Below are 22,998 nucleotides of genomic sequence, written 5' to 3' on the forward strand. Positions count from 1 at the left end.
CCGCTGTGGACGGGGCACGTCGGCAGGGCGGGGTGTGGAGACCGGGCCCGCGGCCGGGAGGCGACGTGGCGGCCGGTGGGCGTGCCTCCCGGCCGGTGGCGGGAGTGCTCAGTCCTCGTCGGTGGCGGAGCGGCGGTCGGCGAGGAACCGCTCGAGCTCCGCGGCGATCGCGTCCGCGGTGGGCACCTGGCCGTCGGCACCCGTCAGCGGCGAGGCCACCGGGTTGCCCTCCATGTACGTGTCGTGCCGCTGCTCGAGCGTGCCGACCAGGCGCTGGAGCTCGGGGTTCCCGGCGACCTGCTCGTCGACCCGGGACAGGAACTCCCGGCCGTCCTCGCGCAGCGCGTCGGTGGGGAAGATGAGGCCGGTCGCGGCCGAGATGCCGGACAGCGCGGCGACCGCGGCGTCCGGGTACTCGGTGTCGGCGAGGTAGTGCGGGACGAGGAGCACGAGCCCGGTCACCTGCTCGCCCAGTTCGGCGAGGCGGTGTTCCACCAGGTGCAGGACGTTCGCCGGCGCCTGCGTCTCGGGCTTCCAGACGCTCATCGACTCGACCAGGTCGGCGCGGGTTCCGGAGACCGTGACGCCGATCGCTCGCGTGTGCGGCACGGGCATCGGGATCGCCTGCACCCACGTCGTGTCGATGACCTGCAGGTCCTCGGCGAGGTCGACGACGGCGCGCACGAACCGGTTCCACTGGAAGTCGGGCTCGTAGCCGGACAGGAACAGGAACTGCTGGCCGAGCTCGTCGCGCACCAGGTGCAGGGTCAGGCGCGGCGGTTCGACCGCGGTGATGTGGTCGTGCTCGAACGTGATCACCGGGCGGCGGGCACGCCAGTCGAGCAGCACGTCCGGGTCGAACTCGGCGACGAGCCGGGTCTCGAGCGCACCGGTGATCGACGACGTGATCTGCGCCACGGCGGAGCCCGCGTCGGCGAAGCCGGTCAGGGCGGCGACCAGGTGCAACCCAGCCGGGACCGTCGGGGCCGAGCCGTCGAGCGTGTAGAGGTCCTCGGGGTGGTTCACCCAACCAATGCTAGGCGGGGGCGCCGACGCCCACCGGGACCCCTGGCCACGCCGACAGCGAACAACCCGTCGGTAGGCTCGGCTCATGGTCCGACCGACGCTCTCCACCACTTCCTCCTCACCCGACTCCGTCGACGCCGACGTCCTCGTCCTGGGCGTGCGCCCGGGCACCGACGGCCGCGCCGCCACCATCGCCCCCAGCGCAGCAGGGCCCGTCGCCGGGCTCGCGGACCTCGACCTGACCGCGATCGGCGCGACCGGCGCCAAGGACCAGCTGGTCCGCATCCCCGGCGGGTCCGCCGTCGGCGTCGCCGCCGCCGGCATCGCGCTCGTCGGGCTCGGCGGTGCGACCGGCGCCGCCGCCGTGCGTTCCGCGGCGGGCAGCGCTCTCCGCCAGCTGCCGAACGTCGCTTCCGTCGCCCTCGCCCTGCCGACCGAGGACGACGACACCGTCGCGGCCGCCCTCGAGGGCGCCGCGCTCGGCTCCTACGCCTTCACCCGCCACAAGGGCGTCGGGACGACCGGCCCCGCGCGGGGCGACCAGCACGTCACGGTCGTTGCGCCCGCCTCGGTCCCGGCCGACGCCGCCGTCCGACCGGCCGTCGTCGCCGAGGCCGCCGCGCTCGTGCGCGACCTCGTCAACACCGCCGCCGGCGACCTCGGCCCAGCGGACGTCGCGGACGTCGCGACCTCCCTGGCCGAGGGCCTCCCCCTGACCGTCGAGGTCCTCGACGAGACCGAACTGGAGGCCCAGGGCTTCGGTGGCATCGCCGGTGTCGGCCGCGGGTCCGAGCGTCCGCCGCGGCTCGTCGTCGTCCGGTACGACCCGGCCGGTGCGACCAAGCACCTCGCCCTCGTCGGCAAGGGCATCACGTTCGACTCCGGCGGCCTCTCGCTGAAGCCCGCCGCGTCGATGCTCGGCATGAAGACCGACATGACCGGCGCCGCGACGGTGCTCGCCACGACGGTCGCCGCCGCCCGCCTCGGCCTCGACACCAAGGTCACGGCCTGGCTCTGCCTCGCCGAGAACATGCCGTCCGGGTCGGCCATCCGCCCCGGCGACGTCCTCACCCTGAAGAACGGCAAGACCGTCGAGGTCACGAACACCGACGCCGAGGGCCGACTCGTCCTGGGCGACGGCATGGCCGCGGCCTCGCTCGAGCACCCGGACGCCATCGTCGACATCGCCACCCTCACCGGTGCGCAGATGGTCGCGCTCGGGGACCGCACGACCGGCCTGATGGGCAGCGACGACCTCGTCGCGACGGTCCGTTCCCTCGCCGACGCCGTGGCCGAGCCGATCTGGCCGATGCCGATGCCCGAGGAGCTCGACGGGCGCCTGGCGAGCGACGTGGCCGACATGGTCAACGCCACCGTCGGCCAGACCGCGGGCGGCATGCTGCTCGCCGCGAAGTTCCTCGAGCGGTTCGTCGGACAGAACGCCGAGGGCACGACGATCCCGTGGGCGCACCTCGACATCGCCGGCCCGTCCGAGAACCGCGGCGCGGGATACGGATGGCTCGGCAAGGGTGCGACGGGCGTGATGGTCCGGACCCTGGTCGCACTCGCAGAAGACCTGCAGTCCAAGTAGTAGGTTTGGTTCCGGCGGGGCCGCCGCGTCCGCGCGCTCCCCCGCCGGAACTGACGGGACGGGACCGGTACAGACGGTCCGACCGCCGGACGCCGCCGCGCGGTGTCCACCGGGACGGCGTCCAAGAGACACGAAGCCGCCCCCGACACGCACGAGGGAGTTGCACCAGGTGACGGAACAGACTTACGACGTCGTGGTCCTCGGTGGCGGCAGCGGTGGCTACGCCGCCGCGCTCCGAGCCGCTGAGCTCGGCATGAGCGTCGCGCTCATCGAGGGAGACAAGCTCGGAGGGACGTGTCTGCACCGCGGCTGCATCCCGACGAAGGCGCTCCTGCACTCGGCCGAGATCGCCGACGGAGCCCGTGACGCCGAGAAGTACGGCGTCATCGCCGAGTTCGCCGGTGTCGACGTCCCGAAGGTCATCGAGTACCAGCAGGGCGTCATCAACTCGAAGTACAAGGGCCTGCAGGGCCTGATCAAGGCCCGCGGCGTCACCGTCGTCGAGGGCTGGGGTCGGTTGACCTCGCAGAACACCGTCCAGGTCGGCGACCAGACCGTGACCGGGCGCAACGTCGTGCTCGCCACCGGTTCCTACTCGAAGTCCCTTCCGGGTCTCGAGATCGGCGGCCGGGTCATCACGTCCGAGACCGCGCTCCGCATGGACTACGTCCCGAACAAGGTCGTCGTCCTCGGTGGCGGCGTGATCGGCGTCGAGTTCGCGAGCGTCTGGAAGTCCTTCGGCGCCGAGGTCACCATCGTCGAGGGCCTCCCCCACCTCATCCCCGCCGAGGACGAGTCGATGTCGAAGCAGCTCGAGCGTGCCTTCCGAAAGCGCGGCATCGAGTTCTCGCTCGGTGTGCGCTTCCAGGGCGTCGAGCAGCACGAGAACGGCGTGGTCGTGACCCTCGAGGACGGCAAGACCTACGAGGGCGACGTCCTCCTGGTCGCCGTCGGCCGTGGTCCGGTCACCCAGAACGTCGGCTACGACGAGGTCGGCGTCGCGATGGACCGCGGGTTCGTCACCACGAACGAGCGCCTCGCCACGAACCTCCCGAACGTGTACGCCGTCGGCGACATCGTCCCGGGCCTGCAGCTCGCACACCGCGGCTTCCAGCAGGGCATCTTCGTCGCCGAGGAGATCGCGGGCCTGAACCCCGTCGTCATCTCGGACACGAACATCCCGAAGGTCACGTACTCCGACCCCGAGGTCGCCTCCGTCGGTCTCTCCCAGGCGAAGGCCGAGGAGCAGTACGGCGCCGACAAGGTCGACTTCTACGAGTACAACCTCGCCGGCAACGGCAAGAGCCACATCATCGGCACGTCCGGTGCGGTCAAGGTCGTCCGGGTCGTCGACGGCCCCGTCGTCGGCATCAGCATGATCGGCGCCCGCGTCGGCGAGCTCATCGGTGAAGCCCAGCTCGCCGTGAACTGGGAAGCACACCCGGAGGACGTCGCGCCGCTCGTGCACGCACACCCCACGCAGAACGAAGCCCTCGGCGAAGCGTTCCTGCACCTCGCGGGCAAGCCCCTGCACGCGCTGTGAGCACCACGGCCGTGCACCCCACGAACACCACCACCAAGAACCACGCCTGCGAAGAGGAGTCCACCCGATGAGCGAATCCGTCAACCTCCCGGCGCTCGGGGAGAGCGTCACCGAGGGTACGGTCACCCGATGGCTGAAGAACGTCGGTGACCGGATCGAGGTCGACGAGCCGCTGCTCGAGGTCTCCACCGACAAGGTCGACACCGAGATCCCGTCGCCGGTCGCCGGCGTCATCGAGGAGATCCTCGTCCAGGAGGACGAGACCGTCGAGGTCGGCACCCCGCTGGTCAAGATCGGTGACGGCTCGGGCGGGGGCGACTCCTCCGACCAGGGCGGTTCCGAGTCGACCGACAGCTCGACCGAGGCCGCCGCCGAGGACACCGAGCCGGAGACCGCGCCGAGCACCGAGCAGGACACCGAGGCCAAGGCCCCGGAGCCCACCGAGCCCGAGCCGACCCCGTCCGGTCAGACTCAGCCCGCGGCCCCGCAGGCCCCGTCGGCTCCGCCGGCGGTCTCGCCCGTTCCGCAGGCCGCGCCGGTCCCGCCGCCCGCCGCCGCCCCGCCGGCAGCGGTCCCGGCCCCGGCGAAGGCCGCTCCGGCCCCCGCTGCCGCGGCTCCGGCTGCTGCCGCCCCGGCATCGACCCCGTCGGCCGAGGTCCCGAACCCCAGCACCAATGGTGCCGCCTCGGGCTACGTCACGCCGCTCGTCCGCAAGCTGGCGAACGAGCAGGGCGTCGACCTGTCGACCATCACCGGCACCGGTGTCGGCGGTCGCATCCGCAAGGAGGACGTGCTCGCCGCGGCCTCCGCAGCGGCAGCCACCCCGGCGGCGTCCGGGTCGTCGGCTCCGGCACAGACCGGTCCCTTCGTCGCCGAGGTCTCGCCGCTGCGCGGTACCCGCGAGAAGATGACCCGCCTGCGCAAGGTCGTCGCCGAGCGTGCCGTGCAGTCGATGACGTCGACCGCGCAGCTCACCAGCGTGGTCGAGGTCGACGTGACGAAGGTCGCGCAGTTCCGCGACGCGCACAAGGCCGAGTTCCTCGAGAAGACCGGCTCGAAGCTCTCCTTCATGCCGTTCTTCGCCCTCGCGGCGTCCGAGGCGCTCAAGGCCCACCCGAAGATCAACTCGACCGTCGACGGCGAGGAGATCGTCTACCCGGAGACCGAGAACGTCTCCATCGCGGTGGACACCGAGCGCGGCCTGCTCACCCCGGTCATCAAGGACGCAGCGTCGCTCGACCTCGCCCAGTTCTCGAAGGCCATCGCCGACCTGGCGGAGCGCACCCGCAACAACCAGCTCAAGCCCGACGAGCTGGCCGGTGGCACCTTCACGCTGACGAACACCGGTTCGCGCGGCGCGCTGTTCGACACCCCGGTGGTCTTCCTGCCGCAGTCGGCGATCCTCGGCACGGGCATCGTGACGAAGCGTCCGGCGGTCGTGAAGGTCGACGGGCAGGAGGCGATCGCGATCCGTTCGTTCGTCTACCTGGCACTCTCGTACGACCACCGGATCATCGACGGCGCGGACGCGTCCCGGTACCTGGTGGCCGTGAAGAACCGCCTCGAAGAGGGCAACTTCGGCCCGAACCTCGGGTACTGATCGCTCACACCCGCGACACGGTCGCTGACCGGTCCCGCTGCGGGTCAGGCATGACTGATCACCTCGACGGCCCCGTCTCCCCCGGTTGGAGGCGGGGCCGTCGTCGTACCCGGGCGGACGAGCCAGGCGGCCTGACGGCGCGTCCCGGCGGCCCCCTCGGCTCGTCCTGATGATCCGGCGTGGTCGCGCTCCGGCTGGCGGCCGCACTCCGGGTGGCAGCCGCACTCCGGATGGTGGCCGGGCTCTGGGCGGTGGCCGCGCTCCGAGCGCCGTCACGCCTGCGACGACGAGTCCCGAGGCGAGGACGACCGCCGTGACGACCGGTCGGACACCGAACCGTCGACCGCCGATCGGGATGCCCGAGGTCAGGACGTCGCGGCAGATCGCGGTCACCCGCGTGAGCAGGTCGTCCTGGCCTACCGGAGCCCCGGCACCGGTCCGGGCACCGGGCGCAGCACCGACAGGACCCGCCGAGAGCACGAACGCGTGGTCGAACGGCACCGGATCCCACCGCACGGGACGTGGCGGCGCGGCGACCCGGACGGCACGCTCGAGGTCGACGAGCGCCGCCCCGCCCTCCGACCGCGCGGCGGAGCACAGCGCGTCGACGTCGGCGCACGCGTGCTCCCGCGGGTCCACGCGGTCCCAGACGGCGCGCACCGCCGACACCAGCGCCTGGACCCCGGCGACCGAGCCTGTCGGAGCGGCGCCGATCGTGCCCGGTGGGCGGTCGACGAGCACCACGGCGCCCGCGTCGTCGACCAGGACGTCCTCGACACGGGCGGTCCCGAGCAGCAGCGCGCCGGCATCGGCGAGGAGCGCCACCTCGAGCAGGGGCAACGTCAGCGTGACCGCGACGCCCACCGTCGGGGTGCCGATCCGGTCGAGTGCATCGGGCAGCGGCAGGCCCACCGACCCTGCAGCCCGTGCGACGACTGCCCCGGTCTCGTCGCGCCCGACCTCGGCGACACCGACGAGGTGGTCGTGCGTCACCGCGCACCGGTCGGCCAGCCACGCTGCGAAGTCACGCGCGTCCACGGTGCTGCGCCAGCAGAGGTCGAGTTGCTCCCACGGTTCCATGGCGACCAGCGTGGCGGAGGCGAGGCGGACCTACCGGCTGGACGACCAGCACTGTGGACAACCGGTGTTCGCCCACAGCCTGGGAGGCGCGGTCTGCGATCTGCGTGCCAGGCCGTATCCTTGACGGCATGGCACGCAGCAGTTCCTCCAGCACCCCGGCGAAGGAGCCCGGTCGTCTCAAGCAGATGTACCAGGTGTTCACGATGACCCGTCGGGCCGACCCCGGATCCGTCTGGTGGTTCGCCCTCGCGTTCCTCGGCCCCGTCGTGGTGGGCGTCCTGTTGGCGCTGCTCCTGCCGGGGCAGAACTGGCTCGGGATCACGCTGTGGATCATCGCCGGCGTGCTGCTCGGTGTGCTGCTGTTCCTCATCGTCCTCGGCCGTCTCGCCGAGCGTGCCGCCTACTCGCAGATCGAAGGCCAGCCGGGTGCCGTCGGCGCCGTGCTGTCCAACTCGCTGCGTCGACAGTGGCGGTCGAGCGAGATGCCCGTCGCGGTGCACGGCCGCTCGCAGTCGGCGGTCTACCGGGCCGTCGGGACGCCGGGTGTCATCCTCATCACCGAGGGGCAGGTCACCAACCTGACCCGTCAGGTTGAAGAGGAGCGCCGCAAGGTCGCACGCATCGTCCCGAACGTCCCGATCCACGTCGTGAACGTGGGTGACGGCGACGGTCAGGTCACGCTGCACAAGCTGCCGAAGGCGATGAACAAGCACAAGAAGGCGCTGAACCGCAACGAGGTGCTCGCGGTGTCCAACCGTCTCGACTCGCTCACGCACGGCCCGGCCGCGGCCATCCCGAAGGGCATCGACCCGACGCGTGTCCGCGCTGGACGACCGCGCTGACCTGATCTCGTTCCGCGCCGGTGTGGCGCGTGCCGACGCCCTCGACCCTGCCGGGTCGGGGGCGTCGTGCTGGTCCGGGTGCCGCCGGGTCCGGGCAGTCGGGTGCGGTGTCCGGTCTCGGGCGGCCGGGGTCGGGCGTCGGGCGGCCGCGGTCGGGCGTCTGGCGTCGGGCGGCCGCGGTCGGGCGTCGGGCGCCCGCGCGGGTCGAGGTCGCACGAAGTGCCGTCCGGGGCGCTCGGCGGCGGCAGTTCGTGCGACCTCGACGAAGGGCCGGCGGCATGTCGTGCGACCTCAGGGAGTGCGGACGGCGCGTCCTCGGGGCCCCGGCGGCGGCCAGCCTCGGGCACTTAACCGCAGGCGGCTCTGGGTGGGTGTCGCTCCGCCGACGTCGCACGAAGTGCCGCCGTACCCGTCCGGTAGCGCCAGTTCGTGCGATCCAGGCGCAGCCCTTGCGGCAGTTCGTGCGACCTCGGCGCCGCCTCCCGGCCCAGGAGCGCAGAGCAGCGAGTACGGGCCGCCGGGGTTCCTGCGGGCCTACCTGGTCGAAGTCGCACGAGGTGCCGCCGCGGGCGCACAGGAGTGACAGTCCGTGCAACCTCGGCGCGGCACCGACGGCGCGTAGTGCGACCTCGGCGCAGCACCGACAGCGCGTCGTGCGACCTCGCAGCCGCCGGACCGCGCCGCCGCGTCGCCCTCGCCAGCCGCCGCGCCCGCGCTCAGCGGCGGACGAGCACCGTCTCCGCCGCAGCGTCGTGAAGCGGGCGACCGTCCTTCGCGTGGATCAGCGCCGGGATCACGAGGCACAGCAGGACCGTCCGCACCGCCGGACGCCACACACCCACGTACCCGCCTCGGATCGGCACGACCCGGAGCCCGACGCAGACGTGCCCGAACGACCCGGACAGCAGCGCGATGAACACGACCTGCAGCGCGGCGAAGATGCCGAGCGTCACGAAGTTGCCCGCGGCCCCGTACGTGCCGATGACCAGCGAGACGAGCGAGGCCAACGCCCAGTCGATGAGCAGCCCAAGCAGCCGCCGCCCGAAACTGCCCATGCTGCGCGGCCCGGACTCCGGCAGGCCCAGGATCTTGCCGGGCCACTCGGTCCGTCCGGAACCGGGCGCGGACGAGGAGGGCGGAGTGGAGCGGGCCATGTCCCCAGCGTAGGCGCTCCCCCGCCACGTAACACGCTGGAAACAACGCAGTCACGTCCGGGAAACTCGGTGTCTCTAGCCTCGTCGGAGGGTGCCTCCTGGTTCCCTCGACACCACCCAACCCCACAGGAGACCGACTCGCATGTTCAGTGATTCCTCCGAGGTGCTCGCCTTCATCAAGGACACGGACGTCAAGTTCCTCGACATCCGGTTCACGGACCTCCCCGGGGTCCAGCAGCACTTCAACATCCCCGCATCAACGGTCGACGAGGACTTCTTCGCCGTCGGTCAGCTCTTCGACGGCTCCTCGATCCGCGGCTTCGCGTCGATCCACGAGTCGGACATGCAGCTCATCCCCGACGTGACGACGGCGTACGTGGACCCGTTCCGCGCGGAGCGCACGCTGATCATGGTGTTCGACATTTACAACCCCCGCAACGGCGAGATCTACGGCCGTGACCCGCGCCAGGTGGCGAAGAAGGCCGAGAAGTACCTGGCCTCGACCGGCATCGCCGACACCGCGTTCTTCGCGCCCGAGGCCGAGTTCTACATCTTCGACGACGTCCGCTACTCGGTCACGCAGAACGAGTCGTTCTTCTCGGTGGACTCCGAAGAGGGCGCCTGGAACACCGGCCGCGAAGAAGAGGGCGGCAACCTCGCCAACAAGACCCCGTACAAGGGCGGCTACTTCCCGGTGTCGCCGGTCGACAAGACGGCCGACCTCCGCGACGACATCTCGCTCAAGCTGATCGACGCCGGCCTCGAGCTCGAGCGCGCACACCACGAGGTGGGCACCGGCGGCCAGCAGGAGATCAACTACAAGTTCGACACGCTGGTCCACGCTGCCGACGACATCCTCAAGTTCAAGTACATCGTCAAGAACACGGCCGAGCAGTGGGGCAAGGTCGCCACCTTCATGCCGAAGCCGCTCTTCGGTGACAACGGCTCGGGCATGCACACCCACCAGTCGCTCTGGTCCGACGGCAGCCCGCTGTTCTACGACGAGAACGGCTACGGCGGCCTTTCCGACCTGGCCCGCTGGTACATCGGCGGCATCCTCCGCCACGCGCCGGCCCTCCTCGCCTTCACCAACCCGACGGTGAACTCGTACCACCGCCTGGTCCCGGGCTTCGAGGCCCCCGTCAACCTCGTCTACTCGGCGGGCAACCGTTCGGCAGCGATCCGCATCCCGATCACGGGCACGAACCCGAAGGCCAAGCGCATCGAGTTCCGCGCGCCCGACGCCTCCGGCAACCCGTACCTCGCGTTCGCCGCGCAGCTGATGGCCGGCCTCGACGGTATCCAGAACCGCATCGAGCCGCACGAGCCGGTCGACAAGGACCTCTACGAGCTCCCGCCGGAGGAGGCCAAGAACATCCCCCAGGTGCCGGCCGGCCTGTCGCAGGCGCTCGACGCGCTCGAGGCGGACCACGAGTTCCTCACGAAGGGCAACGTCTTCACCGAGGACCTCATCCAGACCTGGATCGACTACAAGCGCGAGAAGGAGATCCTCCCCCTCGCCCAGCGTCCCCACCCGTTCGAGTACGAGCTGTACTTCGGCGTCTGAGTCCGCTCACCCGGAAGGGCCCCGCACCGTCAGGTGCGGGGCCCTTCCTCGTACCCGCCGCGCACGGCGCACCAGCCTGGAGGCCCGGCACCGGTCCGCCAGACCGGCGCCGCTCCTCCAGGCGGTCGCCCCCGGTCCCCGACGCGAAAGCGACAGATCGAGGCGGGGGCGGCACGGCGATCCGTCGCTTTCGCGCCCCACACCGGCGTCCGCGCCGAGCCGCGGGCCCGCGCCGCGTGGGCGAGCCCGCACCGAACCGGCGGGCGGGGCTGGCGGGGACACCGACGGGGAAGCGCAGCACGCGCACACGACGGAAGCGCAACACGCGCACACGAACGGGGCCCGCGCCGGCACGGCACGGGCCCCACAAGCGACGCCGCCGCCTACCGCGCTGCAGCCAACGCGTCGGTCGCACCCGCGGCGACGCTCGCTGCCGGCACCACGGCCGGACTCGGCCGCCCGAGCGACCGCACCGTCCACCCCGCCGCGACCCACCGGTCGACCGGCAGGCAGTTGCGGGCGTCGATGACGACCCGCTGCCCGACGACGGCCGCGAGGGCAGCGGGGTCCGCCGCGACGACCTCGTCCCACTCGGTGAGCACGAGCACGAGGTCCGCGCCCTCGATCGCCCCCGTCATGGACTCGGCGTACGTAAGGGTGGGGAACGAGCGGCGGGCGGTCTCCATCGCCTCGGGGTCCCAGAGGGTCACCTGGGCACCGCGGAGGTGCAGCGCCGCGGCGACGTTCAGCGCGGGCGAGTCACGCACGTCGTCGGTGAGCGGCTTGAACGCGGCTCCGACGACGGCGATCCGGCGGTTGAGGACCGATCCCCCGGCCGACTCGATCGCCATGTCGATGACCCGCTGCCGCTGGCCCATGTTGATCTCGTCCACCTGCTGCATGAGGCCCACCACGCGGCCGGCGCCGAGCTCGTTCGCGCGGTGCATGAGGGCGCGGATGTCCTTCGGCAGGCAGCCGCCGCCGAACCCGAGCCCGGCGTTGAGGAACTTCCGCCCGATCCGGACGTCGTGCCCGAGTGCATCGGCGAGCGTCGACACGTCGGCCCCGGCGATGGTGCACATCTCGGAGATCGCGTTGATGAACGAGATCTTCGTCGCGAGGAACGCGTTGGCGCTGACCTTCACGAGTTCGGCGGTGGCCAGGTCGGTCGTGATGACCGGGGTGCCCTCGGCGATCGGGGCGGCGTAGACCTCGCGGATGACGGCGTCCGCGGCGGGCGATGCCCCACCCCAGACCAGGCGGTCCGGGTGCAGGGTGTCCTCGACGGCCTTGCCCTCGCGGAGGAACTCCGGGTTCCAGACGAGTTCCGCGTCGATGCCGGCCGGGGTGAACTCGGCGACGATGCCGCGGAGTCGAGCGGCCGTCCCGACCGGGACCGTCGACTTGCCGACGATGAGGCCCGGGTGGGTGAGGTGCTCGGCGACGCCGCGGGTGGCGCTCTCGACGTAGGACAGGTTCGCCGCGTGCGACCCGGCCCGCTGCGGGGTGCCGACGCAGACGAAGTGGACGTCCGCGGCGGCCACGGCTGATGCGATGTCCGCGGTGAACCGGAGCTTCCCGCTGGCGACGTGCTTCGTGATGAGCTCGGGCAGGCCGGGCTCGTAGAACGGCACCTCACCGGCGGACAGGGCGGCGAGCTTGGCGGGGTCGACGTCCACGCCGATGGTCTCGAAGCCCATCTCGGCCATGGCGGCAGCGTGGGTGGCGCCGAGGTACCCGGTGCCGATGACGCTGATGACGGGTGCGGGGCGGGTGTCTGCCGAATCGGTCGGCGTCGTCGGTGCGGTCACTGCTTGACCTCCTGCAGGTCGTAGTCGGTGTCGGTGCGGCCGATGCCGGCGACGAACGCCGCCATGCTGTCGGCGCGGGAGTTGAGTCGCCAGTCGTTCGTGGTGCGGACCCCGTCGACGATGGTGGTGGCGGTCTCGCTGAAGTACGCGAACCCGATGACGTCGGCGTTGGCCGGGTCGGCGAGGGCGTCGAAGAGCGAGGTGATCCACTGCGCCTTCTGCCCGTCGGTGACGGCGCCGCCGGTCTCGGTCGCGCCGATCTCGCTGAGCAGGATCCGCTTGTCCGGGGCGATCTGCCGGATCTGCTCGAGCGTCCGGCCGAACGTGGTGTCGAACGTCGGCGCTTCCTCGGCCTTGCGGTAGTAGCCGCTCATGCCGACCCAGTCGACGTAGTCGTCGCCCGGGTAGTACGCCCGCATGTAGTCGACGGTCTGGTACTTCGGGTTGCCCAGGGCGTCGATGCGCGTCGGGGCCCAGTCCCAGATGACGTAGTCGCTCGCGCCGGCCTGGTCGAAGACGTCGTGCACGTGCTGCCACATGGCGACGAAGGACCCCGGGTTGTTCTGCTGCGCGGAACCGTCGGACCAGTTGTACCAGGACCCGTTCATCTCGTGGTCGAGGCGGATGACGAGCGGTTGACCGTTCGCCACGAGGTCCTCGGCGTACTTCGTCAGGTAGGCGTCGAACGCCCCGCCGGTGATGTCGCTGTTGGTGTAGCCGGCGACGTACTTCTGGTCGTTGCCGGTCTTGGCGGGTCGGGTCTCCCACGTCATGAGGGGGACGCGACCGTTCGTCCAGGCGCGCTGGACGGCGTTGGCGTTGAAGTCCTGGTCGAAGCCCTGGAAGAAGCCGACCATGTTCGTGGCCCGCCCGACCTGCTGAGACACGTCGTCGTACTCGGCCCAGTTGAAGGGCGACTGCGCCGTGTACAGGCCGTACCAGCGGGACTGCTGCGCGAGGACCTCGGACTTGGTCGGGACGTCGACGGGGGCTGCCGGGTCCGGGTCGGTGGACGGACCGCCGGTGCCGGGGACGACGGTCGGCCCGCCGCCGTGGCCCGGCGTCGCGCCGGTTCCGCCACTGCCGCCCGATCCGCCCGATCCGCCGGATCCGCCGGACCCGCCCGGTCCGCCGTGACCGTCGGAGCCGCCAGCGCGACCGGACCCGCCGGAGCCGGACGCGCCTCCCGAGCCGACACCGCCCTGCCCGCTGCCGTGCCCGGAGGCCGTGGTGGTGCCGGACCCGGACCGCGCCGAGCCGAGCTGCGAGCGCAGGTCGGCGATCTGCGCCTTGAGCTGCGTGACCTGGTCGCTGCGGGAGCCGGACTGCGCGGAGGTGCTCTGCAGCTTCCCCTCGAGCGTCCAGATCCGCTGCTGTGCGTCGGCGAGCTTCGCCTGCAGGGCCTTCGCGTCGGCCGTCGGCTCCTGCTTGGTGGGGACGCCGAGGGCGCGACTGACCGCGGTGGAGACCGGGCCGGAGGGCGAGATCCAGACCGACCAGGTGATGAGGGCGAGGACCGCGACGATCGCGGCCATCCCCGCGGCGGTGCGCTTGGCGTGCCGGGTGGAGGGAGCCCACCAGGTGCTCGTGGGGCGGGAAGGATCAGACAATGAGGAACGCCTCCAGTGCGAAGACCGCGATCCCGATGACGTACGGGATCGATGCGTAGGGGTTGAGTCGGCGGGCGCGGGTCGGCTTCGCCGACGGGGTCGACCGGGTCAGGGCCGTCGGGGTCAGGGCCGACCGGGTCGGGTCCGTCCCGGTCGCGGTGACGACGTCACGCCGGGTGGCGACGGCGGTCGCCGTGGAGGCGGTGGTCGCCTCCGTCCCGAAGATCTCGTCGAACGCGCGGTCGACGGCCGCCTGGTCGTCGGTGCTGCCGACGGGAGCGGGCTGCGCGCCGTGGTCGACCGGGCTGACCGGGACGGCCGCGACGGTGACGGGGTGCGCCGGGTCCTCCTCGACCGGACCGCCGGCGTAGGCACCGGCACGGGTGCCCCACCCACTGGCGTGCGCCAACCGGAAGAACCCGATGAGGCGGATCGGCATGAGGAAGAACGTCGAGACGATGATGAACATCGGCAGTCGGAAGAAGTCGGACGGCTTCTCGGCGAGGTGCCGCATCTGCCGGATCGCCATGCTCAGCACGCTGGAGACCACCATGAGGGCCGCGACGTACACGAAGCCCGTCGAGAAGCCGTACTGGTGCAGGATCCCCTCGTACAGGTTCTGCCCCTGGCCGGTGAGCGCCCGGTAGACCCAGCCCGCGATCACGCCGAACAGCATGAACGGCAGGATGATGTCGGTCAGGAAGAACAGCGCGAGGACCGGCGCGTGGCCGAACATCCACGGGAGCATCCGCAGCGTGTTGTACTGCGAGCCGCGGGCCCAGCGGAGCTGCTGCTTGAACAGCTTCTTCACCTGCAGCGGTGCGTCCGTGTACACGAGCGACGTGTACTGGTAGACGGTCCGGTAGCCCTCCTTGAGCGTCAGGTTCGTCAGCGTCCGGTCGTCGGACACCTCGAGGAAGACGCCCATGAACTCCTCGTGCATGAAGCGGTCCATGACGCGGACGAGGATGCTCCGCCGGAACGCGATGGTCCGCCCGGGCAGGCAGCCGATCTGACCGAGGACGCTCTGCGCGGGCATCGAGTACAGCGCGCGCGAGTTCTCCAGCCAGTCCGCCCAGCGGGTGATCCACGAGCGGTTCGGCTCGAGGATGCGCTGCCGGGTGGTGACGCCGCCGACGGACTCGTCGGCAAACGGCTTGAGCAGCTCGACGAGCGTCCCGGGCGTCCACACGGTGTCAGAGTCGACGAGGACCGTGATGTCGCCGGTGGACATCTCGGTGCCCACCTTCACGGCGTTCCGCTTGCCGGGGATCGGCGTGTGGGCCCAGCGGACGAGGGGTGCGAACTCCTCGCAGACCGCTTCGAGTGCCGTGTTCCGGGCGCCGTTGATGACGACGATGATCTCGCCGGGCTGCTGGTCGACCATGCGGCCGATGACGTCCCGGAACAGGTCGAGCGGCTCGTCCACGACGGGGACGACGACGCTCGTCGTCCCGGTGTACGTGCCGGTGAAGGGGCGGTAGCGCGCGGACAGCACGACCTTGAGCAACCAGAGCAGCCAGATCACCAGTGAGTACACGGTGAACAGGTAGAACTCGGGGTGCCCGTCGACCATCTGCCGGACTTGGAGGATGAAGGTGAACATCGATCCCTGCTTCAACGTTCGAGGGGAGATTCCACGCCATCGGGAAATCGGGGTCGGTTCGGGTGTGCTCATTCAGACAGATCGCAGACTCGCCGCGCAACGTGGCCCCCGGGCGGGGGTGACCAGCACCGTCGACGGGGTACACCGTGGTCCGCGCGGCGTCGGACAGCGCCCTGTCCTCCCTGGTGCTGTCAGCAGTTGGGTGGACCGGTCCGACGGCCGGGACGACGACCGACGACCACGGGGACGGCCGGGAGGCGCGTCACCGCTCCGCAGGGAACCCCCGGTCAGCAGGCCTTCGGGGCGGGACGACCGGATTCGGCGCGCCGAACAGCGACCGTCGGTCGGGAACTCGGGACGGCGCCGGAGACTCGTACCGCTACGGAACCGACCGGGGTACGCGAGCGATGTGAACGGGGGACGTTCGACACCCGTCGGAGATCATCGTCGACATGCTCCGTCGACGGCACGCGAACGGCGCCGTCCGGGCGTGTCGCGCTCGGCTCAGGCGCCGTAGAACTCGCGCTCGAAGACCTGCCGTGCGCGTCGGGTGACCGCGAGGTAGTCCTCCTCGAGCTGCGACGCGGAGCCCGGCGGGTACTCGAGCAACCGGGCGATGCCCTCGAGCTGCGTGCGCTCGACGGGCAGCACGTCGGTCGTCCGGCCCGACCAGAGCACGAGGGCGCTCCGCGTCCGCGAGGCGAACCGCCACGCCGCGGCGAGCCGCTCGGCGTCCTCGGCACCGACCCAGCCGGCGTCGGTCGCGGCCTGCAGCGCCTCGAGCGTGGAGGTCGTCCGCAGGGTCGGCTGCGCGCGTCCGTGCTGCAGCTGCAGGAGCTGCACGAACCACTCGACGTCGCTCAACGACCCGCGGCCGAGCTTGAGGTGCCGGGCGGGGTCGGCGCCCCGCGGCAGGCGCTCCGACTCGACCCGGGCCTTGATGCGCCGGACCTCGCGGACCTCGCGCTCCTCGATCGCCTCGGGGTAGCGGGTCCGGTCGGCCAGGTGCTCGAAGTCGCGGAGCAGCTGCTGGTCCCCCACGGCGCCGCGGGCACGGAGGAGCGCCTGCGCCTCCCACGTGAGCGACCAGCGGGCGTAGTAGGCCGCGTACGAGTCGAGGGACCGCACCACCGGGCCGTTCTTGCCTTCCGGACGCAGGTCGATGTCCAGGTCGAACGGGTGCAGGGCGTCCTCGGTCAGGCGGTTCAGCTCGCGCACGACGACCTGCGCGGCGCGCGAGGCGACCTCGTTCGGCACGGTGGTCGACCGGTAGACGAAGAGCACGTCGGCGTCCGAGCCGAAGCCGAGCTCGCGGCCGCCGTACCGTCCCATCGCGACGACGCCGAACTCCAGGCCCGAGGGGGCGTCCCGGCGTGCCAGGTCGAGGGCGCCGCTCAGCGTCGCCTCGGTGACGTCCGTGAGCGCCGGGCCGAGCCCGTCGACGTCGAGGTACCCGAGCACGGCGGCCATGCCGAGGCGGAGTGTCTCGCGGCGTCGGACGCCCCGGAGCAGGGCGGCCGCCGTGTCCACCGCGTCCCCGTGCCGCGCGGTCGTCGCACCGGTCTCGGCGAGCAGGGCCGGCAGGGGGCGGGGCCGCAGCAGGGTCTCGGGTTCGTCGAGCCAGGCGACCGCCTCCGGGAACCGCTCGAGCAGCCCGGAGAGGAACGCGGACTCGGAGAGGACGGTGGTCAGGCTGTGCGCGGCACCGGACGAGTCGCGCAGCATCCGGAGGAACCAGCTCGACTCCCCCAGCGTGTCGCTCAGGCGGCGGAAGGCGAGCAGCGCACGGTCCGGCGCCGGCCCCTCGGCCATCCAGCGGAGCAGCACCGGCAGCAGGTTGCGCTGGATCGCCGCACGCCGGGACGTGCCCTGGGTGAGCGCGCGGATGTGGGTCACCGCGCCGTCCGGGTCGAGGAACCCGATCGCGGTGAGCCGGTCGCGCACCTGTCCGCTCGTCAGGACGATCTCGCCGTCGGTCGCCGCGACGGCCGAGAGCATCGGCCGGTAGAACAGCCGCTCGTGCAGGCCGCGCACCTCGAGCTTCACGGAGCGCCAGCGGTCCTGCAGTCCGGAGGCCGAGGACGCCAGGCGGGTCGAGCGTGCCAGGACCCGCAGTTCGTCCTCGTCGGACGGCATCAGGTGGGTCCGCTGCAACCGCCGGAGCTGGATGTGGTGCTCGAGCACCCGCAGCAGGGCGTAGTCGGGCCCGAAGCGCGCGGCCTCGGGGCGGCCGACGTACCCGGCGGCGGCGAGGGCGTCCATGGCCTCGAGCGTCGACCGCACCCGCACCGAGGCGTCGTCGCGGCCGTGCACGAGCTGCAGGAGCTGGACCGTGAACTCGACGTCGCGCAGTCCGCCCGGCCCGAGCTTGAGCTGCCGGTCGACCTGCGCGTCCGGGATGTGTGCCGTCACGCGCTCCCGCATGCGCTGCACCGACTCGACGAACCCGGGGCGCTTCGACGACTCCCAGACGAACGGAGCCACGGCGGCGACGTAGCGCTCCCCGAGGTCGACGGACCCCGCGATCGCCCGCGCCTTGAGCAGCGCCTGGAACTCCCACCCCTTCGCCCAGCGCTCGTAGTACGCCACGTGGGACTCGAGCGTGCGGACGAGGGCGCCGTCCTTGCCCTCGGGTCGGAGGTTCGCGTCGACCTCCCACAGGGCGGGTTCGGCGGCGAGGTCGGTGATGACGTGGGTCGCCGCGATGGCCAGGCGGGTCGCGATGAGCACGGCCCGGTCGGTGCTGATCGACGGACCGTCCTCACCGGCCGGCGGCTCCGTCGGTTCGGTCACGAAGATGACGTCGACGTCGCTCACGTAGTTCAGCTCGCGGGCACCGGCCTTGCCCATCGCGATCACCGCGAGCGGGGTCGCCGCGACGTCGGCCGCGGGGAACGGCACCTCGCGCCGGGCCACCAGGACCGCGACGTCGAGCGCAGCACCGGCCAGGTCGGCCAGACCCGCGGCGACGGCGGGGAACGCCTCGGTCGGGGTCGTGTGCAGGACGTCGAACAGCGCGATCTGCGCGAGGTGGCGTCGGTAGCGGACGCGGAGGCGACGGCGGGCGGTCTCCCCCGTGGTGTCGTCGACGGCCTCGGTCAGCGACGCCGTGTACCGCTCCTGCGACCACGGTGGTGCGACCGGGTCGAGCAGGAGCGCGAGTTCCTCCGGCCGGCGCTGCAGGAACTCGCCCAGGCCGATCGAGGCGCCGAGCAACCGGACCAGGCGCTCGGTCGCCGCGGGGTCGGCCAGGACCGGACGCAGCTGGTCGGGCGCGGACTCGACGAGCCGTTCGAGGGCGAGCAACGCACCGTCCGGGTCCGCGGTGGCGGCCCAGACCGACTCGGCGTCCGCGATCGGGACCCGCGGGTCGGACGCGGGGCGCGCCTCCAGGCCGGCGATGCGCTCGAGTGTGCCGGACAGGTCGGCGAAGCCGAGCCGCGCCAGTTGGGAACGGGACGTCGCTGTCCTGCTGGTCATCTCGCGTCCGCTCCCGTGGTGTCCCGACGACGCGTCAGAGCATGCCGAGGTTCGTGTCCAGCTCGAACGGCGTCACCTGGTCGCGGTACCGCTTCCACTCCTGGCGCTTGTTGAGCAGGACGAAGTTGAAGACCTGTTCACCGAGGGTCTCCGCGACGAGCTCGGAGTCCTCCATGAGCGACAGCGCGTGGTCGAGGCTCGCGGGGAGCTGGCTGTAGCCCAGGGCCTTCCGCTCGGAGTCGGACAGGCTCCAGACGTTGTCCTCGGCCTCGGCGGGGAGCTCGTAGCCCTCCTCGATGCCCTTGAGGCCGGCCGCGAGGAGCAGCGAGTACGCCAGGTACGGGTTCGCGGCGGAGTCGATCCCGCGGTACTCGATGCGTGCCGACTGGCCCTTGTTCGGCTTGTAGAGCGGCACGCGGACGAGCGCGGACCGGTTGTTGTGGCCCCACGTCACGAAGGACGGAGCCTCGTCACCGCCCCACAGGCGCTTGTACGAGTTGACGAACTGGTTCGTCACCGCAGTGATCTCCGGCGCGTGCTTGAGCACGCCGGCGATGAACTGCTTGGCGGTCGGCGAGAGCTGGTACTCGCCGCCGGGCTCGTAGAACGCGTTCTGGTCGCCCTCGAAGAGCGAGACGTGCGTGTGCATGCCCGAGCCCGGCTGGCCGGAGAGCGGCTTCGGCATGAAGGTCGCGTAGACACCCTGCTCGATCGCCACCTCCTTCACGACCGTGCGGAAGGTCATGATGTTGTCCGCCATGGTGAGGGCGTCGGCGTAGCGGAGGTCGATCTCGTTCTGGCCGGGGCCGGCCTCGTGGTGGCTGAACTCCACCGAGATGCCGAGGTCCTCGAGCATGCGGACCGAGCGCCGACGGAAGTCGTGTGCGCTGCCGCCGGGGACGTTGTCGAAGTAGCCGGCCTGGTCGACGGGCTGCGGGCCGCCGTCCTTCCACTCGCGGCTCTTCAGGAGGTAGAACTCGATCTCGGGGTGTGTGTAGAACGTGAAGCCGCGGTCGCTCGCCTTCGCCAGCGTCCGCTTGAGGACGTTGCGCGGGTCGGCCACGGCGGGCTGCCCGTCCGGGGTCGTGATGTCGCAGAACATCCGCGCGGTCGGGTCCACCTCGCCGCGCCACGGCAGGATCTGGAACGTGGAGGGGTCCGGGTGCGCGAGCACGTCGGCCTCGTACGACCGGGAGAGCCCCTCGATCGCCGAACCGTCGAAGCCGATGCCCTCGGCGAACGCGCCCTCGACCTCGGCCGGTGCGATGGCGACCGACTTGAGCGTCCCGATCACGTCGGTGAACCAGAGCCGGATGAACTTGATCCCGCGCTCCTCGATGGTGCGGAGCACGAAGTCCGTCTGCTTGTCCATGCACGACCTTTCCGTGTTCGCCGGGCCGCGTCGCGGCTCGCCGGAGGCCGCATCGCGACCGTGCACACAGGCTAGTGCCCGAGTCGCCGGTCGTGGGCGGGACGCGCGCGGTCGGAGCGCTGCGCGGCCGGTTGTCAGGGGTACCGGGGAGTATCGACCGGTACCGATCCGCGAAGGAGCCCCGTCATGGCCGTCCTCGACGCCGCCGAAGTCCTCACCCAGACCCCCATGCCGACTCCGGAGGCCCGCGGCCCGCTGAGCGCTGCCGTCCTCGACGCGCTGCTCGGTGGCGCACCCGGGGAGTCGTTGCCGACCACCGCGGCCGCTGCCGTCGCCGCGTCGTCCGACGTCCTGCACGACGACGACCTCCAGCTCGCGCTCTTCGTCCTGTACGAGCTCCACTACGGCGGGGTCATCGGCGTCGACGACCGCCTCGAGTGGGACACGACACTGCTCGCGACGCGCGCCGTGCTCGAGACGGCCCTCGAGGCCGCAGTGCGCACCGTGGTGCCGGTGCCGGAACGGCCGGAGCCCACGGCGGAGGCGGTCTCGGCAGCCCTCTTCGCGCTGACCGCGGCGGACAGCGGGCCGAGCGTCTCGCGCTGGGTGGCACGGAAGGCCGACCGTGAGCAGATCCGCGAGTTCCTCGTGCAGAAGACTGCATACACGCTGAAGGAGGCCGACCCGCACAGCTGGGCGATCCCCCGGCTGTCCGGCCGCGCGAAGGCAGCGCTCGTGGAGATCCAGTCAGACGAGTACGGCGGCGGACGCCCGAAGCGCATGCACTCGGCGATCTTCGCGCGCACCCTCCGGGCAGCGGGGCTCGACGACGCGTACGGCGCCTACGTCGACCACCTGCCCGCGATCACCCTCGGCGCGCTCAACATGATGAGCATGTTCGGGCTGCACCGTCGGCTCCGCGGCGCGATCGTCGGGCACCTCGCCGCGTTCGAGATGACGTCGTCGATCCCGAGCAAGCTGTACGGCGACGGCTTCCGCCGGCACGGCTTCGACGAGGACGCCACCTGGTACTTCGACGAGCACGTCGAGGCCGACGCGGTGCACGAGCAGATCGCCGGCCGGGACCTCGCCGGCGGCCTGGTCGAGGCGGACCCGACGCTGCTCGACGACGTCATGTTCGGCGCGGCCGCCTGCCTGACCGTCGAGGGGATGGCCGGGGCGCAGCTGCTGTCGAGCTGGGAGGCCGGGCGCAGCTCGCTCCGCCGACCGATCGACGGCGACGGCGCTGCTGCCGGTGCGGTGCCCGTCCCCGCCACGACGGGCGGTGTCGGCGATGTCGCGTGAGCGGGACGACGAGCCGTCCATCGTCGCCTACCCGGACGGCCCGTTCCTGCTCCGCGGCGACGTCGCCGTGCTCGGTCCGGACGGGCAGGAACTCCCCCGCCGACGGCGCACGGTGGCGCTGTGCCGGTGCGGGAAGTCCGTGCTCAAGCCCTACTGCGACGGCACGCACAAGCTAATCGGGTTCCGCACCGAGCCCGAACCGCCGGCTGACACCACCGGCACCGCGACGGGCTGAGGGTCAGGCGTCGCCGTCGGCCGCGTCCGCACGCTCGTTGTTGGCCCGGATGCGGTCGAGGGCGTGCGCGGCCTCGTCACGGTTCGCGAACGGGCCGATGTGGTGCCGGTTCGGGGACTTGAGCCCCTGCTCGACCACACCGGTCTTGTCGTTGTACCACCACTGGGATTCGATGCGTTCGTCGCTCATGGGCTCGACGGTACCCGCGGGGCGCACCGGGCGGACGGCGGTCCGGACGAGCGGGCAGCGGTACCCGCGGGCATGCAGGGCGGACGGCCCGCTCCGACACGCCGCTAGAGTGGTCGGCATGCCCCGGGACGAACACGGACACCTGACCGCCGGCCGGATCGCACCGCAGCGGGCCGTGCCCAGGGACATCGAGCGTCCCGAGTACGTCGGCAAGGTCGAACCGCACGAGCACGGCCTCGGGGACACCTACACCCCGGACGAGGTCGAGCGCATCCGTGCCGCGGGCCGCATCGCCTCCCGCGCCATCGACGCCGTCGGGGAGGCCATCCGTCCCGGCGTCACGACCGACGAACTCGACCGGATCGGCCACGAGTACGTCGTCGCCCACGGTGCCTACCCGTCCACGCTCGGCTACCGCGGCTACCCGAAATCGCTGTGCTCCTCGCTCAACGAGGTCATCTGCCACGGCATCCCGGACGACACCGTGCTGCAGGACGGCGACATCGTCAACATCGACATCACCGCGTACAAGGACGGGATGCACGGCGACACGAACCGCACCTTCGTGGTCGGCTCGGCCTCGCAGGAGGTCCAGGACCTCGTCACCCGGACGGAGGAGGCCATGCACCGCGGCATCCGCGCCGTCGCCCCCGGCCGTCAGGTGAACGTGATCGGACGGGCCATCGAGTCCTACGCCAAGCGTTTCGGCTACGGCGTCGTGCGCGACTACACCGGACACGGCGTCGGTCGGGCATTCCACTCCGGGCTCATCATCCCGCACGTCGACGACGTCCGCCACGACACCGTCATCGAGCCCGGCATGGTCTTCACGATCGAGCCGATGCTCACCCTCGGCCGCGTCGAGGCCGACATCTGGGCCGACGACTGGACCGTCACCACGCGCGACAAGTCGTGGACCGCGCAGTTCGAGCACACCCTCCTGGTGACCGAACGCGGCACCGAACTCCTCACCGTCTCCTGACCACA

At 71.6% G+C, this 22,998-nt stretch carries 16 protein-coding genes; 8 read left to right on the plus strand and 8 right to left on the minus strand.

The features are described from left to right. Positions 1 to 108: 108 nt before the first annotated feature. Positions 109 to 1,026, minus strand: a complete 918-nt coding sequence (locus tag KM842_RS05965) for a proteasome assembly chaperone family protein (protein WP_253206271.1) — start codon at positions 1,024 to 1,026, stop codon at positions 109 to 111. Positions 1,027 to 1,111: 85 nt separating this feature from the next. Between KM842_RS05965 and KM842_RS05970 the strand changes: the two genes are divergently transcribed. The 4 genes from KM842_RS05970 (at position 1,112) to KM842_RS05985 (ending at position 7,682) form a co-directional block, all read left to right on the plus strand. Continuing rightward, on the plus strand, positions 1,112 to 2,617 hold the full coding sequence (locus KM842_RS05970; protein WP_216261554.1) for a leucyl aminopeptidase: 1,506 nt from the start codon (positions 1,112 to 1,114) through the stop codon (positions 2,615 to 2,617). A 169-nt stretch (positions 2,618 to 2,786) separates the two neighbouring features. Next, on the plus strand, positions 2,787 to 4,160 hold the full coding sequence (lpdA, locus tag KM842_RS05975) for a dihydrolipoyl dehydrogenase (RefSeq protein ID WP_216261555.1): 1,374 nt from the start codon (positions 2,787 to 2,789) through the stop codon (positions 4,158 to 4,160). A 67-nt stretch (positions 4,161 to 4,227) separates the two neighbouring features. After that, the gene (sucB, locus tag KM842_RS05980) at positions 4,228 to 5,760 is read left to right on the plus strand and encodes a 2-oxoglutarate dehydrogenase, E2 component, dihydrolipoamide succinyltransferase (RefSeq protein ID WP_216261556.1); all 1,533 of its coding nucleotides are present in this window, start codon (positions 4,228 to 4,230) and stop codon (positions 5,758 to 5,760) included. Between the two features lie 1,208 nt (positions 5,761 to 6,968). Further along, entirely contained in the window at positions 6,969 to 7,682 is a 714-nt protein-coding gene (locus KM842_RS05985; RefSeq protein WP_216261557.1) for a DUF4191 domain-containing protein, read from the plus strand. 716 nt (positions 7,683 to 8,398) lie between these two features. Here KM842_RS05985 and KM842_RS05990 read toward each other — a convergent pair. Then, positions 8,399 to 8,836 (minus strand): RDD family protein, encoded by a 438-nt coding sequence (locus tag KM842_RS05990; RefSeq protein ID WP_216261558.1) that lies wholly within the window; start codon positions 8,834 to 8,836, stop codon positions 8,399 to 8,401. Positions 8,837 to 8,978: 142 nt separating this feature from the next. On the opposite strand from KM842_RS05990, the gene glnA (KM842_RS05995) reads away from it, so the two are divergent. Then, positions 8,979 to 10,403: a type I glutamate--ammonia ligase gene (gene glnA, locus KM842_RS05995; RefSeq protein ID WP_216261559.1), complete on the plus strand. Its 1,425-nt coding sequence runs from the start codon at positions 8,979 to 8,981 to the stop codon at positions 10,401 to 10,403. 383 nt (positions 10,404 to 10,786) lie between these two features. Here the strand turns inward: glnA (KM842_RS05995) and KM842_RS06000 are convergent, their stop codons facing one another. The 5 genes from KM842_RS06000 to glnA (KM842_RS06020) all read right to left on the minus strand — a co-directional run bounded on the left by KM842_RS06000 (position 10,787) and on the right by glnA (KM842_RS06020) (position 20,282). Then, positions 10,787 to 12,214, minus strand: a complete 1,428-nt coding sequence (locus KM842_RS06000) for a UDP-glucose dehydrogenase family protein (RefSeq protein WP_216261560.1) — start codon at positions 12,212 to 12,214, stop codon at positions 10,787 to 10,789. After that, positions 12,211 to 13,824 (minus strand): glycoside hydrolase family 26 protein, encoded by a 1,614-nt coding sequence (locus tag KM842_RS06005; protein ID WP_216261561.1) that lies wholly within the window; start codon positions 13,822 to 13,824, stop codon positions 12,211 to 12,213. Before KM842_RS06005 ends, KM842_RS06000 begins: the two co-directional genes overlap by 4 nt. Then, the gene (locus KM842_RS06010) at positions 13,817 to 15,430 is read right to left on the minus strand and encodes a glycosyltransferase family 2 protein (RefSeq protein WP_216261562.1); all 1,614 of its coding nucleotides are present in this window, start codon (positions 15,428 to 15,430) and stop codon (positions 13,817 to 13,819) included. Before KM842_RS06010 ends, KM842_RS06005 begins: the two co-directional genes overlap by 8 nt. Positions 15,431 to 15,934: 504 nt before the next feature. After that, positions 15,935 to 18,910, minus strand: coding sequence for a bifunctional [glutamine synthetase] adenylyltransferase/[glutamine synthetase]-adenylyl-L-tyrosine phosphorylase (locus tag KM842_RS06015; RefSeq protein ID WP_216261563.1), 2,976 nt, complete (start codon positions 18,908 to 18,910; stop codon positions 15,935 to 15,937). A 34-nt stretch (positions 18,911 to 18,944) separates the two neighbouring features. Further along, complete coding sequence (gene glnA / locus KM842_RS06020) at positions 18,945 to 20,282, minus strand: type I glutamate--ammonia ligase (protein WP_216261564.1); 1,338 nt, start codon at positions 20,280 to 20,282, stop codon at positions 18,945 to 18,947. 186 nt (positions 20,283 to 20,468) lie between these two features. Between glnA (KM842_RS06020) and KM842_RS06025 the strand changes: the two genes are divergently transcribed. Further along, positions 20,469 to 21,587, plus strand: coding sequence for an iron-containing redox enzyme family protein (locus KM842_RS06025; RefSeq protein WP_253206272.1), 1,119 nt, complete (start codon positions 20,469 to 20,471; stop codon positions 21,585 to 21,587). Continuing rightward, positions 21,577 to 21,822 carry a CDGSH iron-sulfur domain-containing protein gene (locus KM842_RS06030; RefSeq protein WP_216261565.1) on the plus strand — a complete coding sequence of 82 codons (246 nt, stop codon included), beginning with the start codon at positions 21,577 to 21,579 and terminating at the stop codon, positions 21,820 to 21,822. The genes KM842_RS06025 and KM842_RS06030 overlap by 11 nt, the downstream gene beginning before the upstream one ends. A gap of 3 nt (positions 21,823 to 21,825) precedes the next feature. Here the strand turns inward: KM842_RS06030 and KM842_RS06035 are convergent, their stop codons facing one another. Next, positions 21,826 to 22,011, minus strand: coding sequence for an SPOR domain-containing protein (locus tag KM842_RS06035; protein WP_216261566.1), 186 nt, complete (start codon positions 22,009 to 22,011; stop codon positions 21,826 to 21,828). A 118-nt stretch (positions 22,012 to 22,129) separates the two neighbouring features. Here KM842_RS06035 and map point away from each other — a divergent pair, with 118 nt between their 5' ends. Beyond that, on the plus strand, positions 22,130 to 22,993 hold the full coding sequence (gene map, locus KM842_RS06040) for a type I methionyl aminopeptidase (protein WP_216261567.1): 864 nt from the start codon (positions 22,130 to 22,132) through the stop codon (positions 22,991 to 22,993). Positions 22,994 to 22,998 lie beyond the last annotated feature (5 nt).

This window comes from Curtobacterium sp. L6-1, from assembly GCF_018885305.1.
Classification (GTDB): Bacteria; Actinomycetota; Actinomycetes; order Actinomycetales; family Microbacteriaceae; genus Curtobacterium; species Curtobacterium aetherium.